The sequence below is a fragment of the Kitasatospora sp. NPDC058444 genome, assembly GCF_042721415.1.
Lineage (GTDB): Bacteria > Actinomycetota > Actinomycetes > Streptomycetales > Streptomycetaceae > Kitasatospora.
In genome coordinates this window covers 1-1,172 of record NZ_JBHXLL010000105.1, presented here as the reverse complement: position 1 = coordinate 1,172, position 1,172 = coordinate 1, and the positions used below count along the sequence as shown (strand labels likewise).

2 protein-coding genes are annotated in these 1,172 nt (G+C 69.9%); both read left to right on the top strand.

The window, feature by feature from the left end; translation table 11 throughout:
• The first annotated feature begins 119 nt into the window (after nucleotides 1–119).
• Entirely contained in the window at nucleotides 120–674 is a 555-nt protein-coding gene (locus tag ACFWP2_RS39630; protein WP_380460990.1) for a winged helix-turn-helix domain-containing protein, read from the top strand.
• Nucleotides 590–1,156, top strand: coding sequence for a transposase (locus ACFWP2_RS39625; RefSeq protein ID WP_380460988.1), 567 nt, complete (start codon nucleotides 590–592; stop codon nucleotides 1,154–1,156). Before ACFWP2_RS39630 ends, ACFWP2_RS39625 begins: the two co-directional genes overlap by 85 nt.
• Nucleotides 1,157–1,172 lie beyond the last annotated feature (16 nt).

Here is a 1,172-nt window from a genome sequence, read left to right as displayed (position 1 = left end):
TACTGACTTCAGCTCGTCAGGGTGAACCGTCCCGGTTTGCCAGACGGGCTCGTTGCGACGGCTGTATCCGATGGTGTGTGAGATATGCGGATGGGGGCGGGCTGACCGCCGCGGGACGGGTGCGCCGGGAGTCGGTGCGGATGCAGGCAGCCGAGCTGTTCGAGCAGATGATCAAGCCGCCGGAAGTGGCCCGGCGGCTGCGAGTGAGCCCGAAGTCGGCTTATCGGTGGCACCAGTTGTGGCGCGATGGCGGTCTACAGGCCTTGGCCTCTCGCGGCCCGGGCGGGTCGCGGTGCCGGCTGTCTCCGCGCTGCCTGGAGAAACTCGCCGCGTACCTGGACCAGGGCCCGGCCGCACACGGCTGGGTGGAGGACCAGGTGTGGACCGCGGCGCGGGTGGCCACGCTGATCGGGCGGAAGTTCCACCTTTCCTACAGCGTGTCCGGGGCGACGAGGCTGATGCACCGGCTCGGTTTCAGCCCGCAGGTCCCCGCGCGGCGGGTGGCCGAGCGCGACGAGCAGGCCGTCACCGCGTGGAAGGAGGTGACCTGGGCGGAGGTAAAAGAGCGCGGGCGGCCTGCGGGGGCTACATCTGCTTCGAGGACGAGGCAGGCTTCACCCGCCGACCGCCCAAAGGCCGCACCTGGGGCCGGCGAGGCCGCACGCCGGTCGTGACCGTCAGCGGCCGCCGCTCGGGACGCCTGTCGGTGGCCGGGATGATCGCCATGCGGCCGGGCTCGCGCACCCGACTGTGCCATCGCCTGCGCACGCATCCCGCGGGCCAGGGTCAGCGCCGCAGCATGGGCGAGCGCGACTTTATCGCCCTGGTCGACGGTGTCCACCAGCTCGTCAAGGCGCCGATCGTGCTGGTCTGGGACCGCCTGAACACCCACGTCTCCCACGCCATGCGCGACTTGATCGCTGAGCGTTCCTGGCTGACGGTGTTCCTGCTTCCCGCCTACTCGCCCGACCTCAACCCCGTGGAGTGGGTCTGGGCACACGTCAAGCACAGCCTGGCCAACCTCGCCGTCATGGCCCTCGACCGACTCGAGGCCCTCGTACGCAACCGGCTCAAGCGCCTGCAGTACCGGCCCGACACCCTCGACGGCTTCATAGCCGGCACCGGCCTGACCCTCGACACCCCAACATCACCCTGATCAGCCGAAGTCAGTA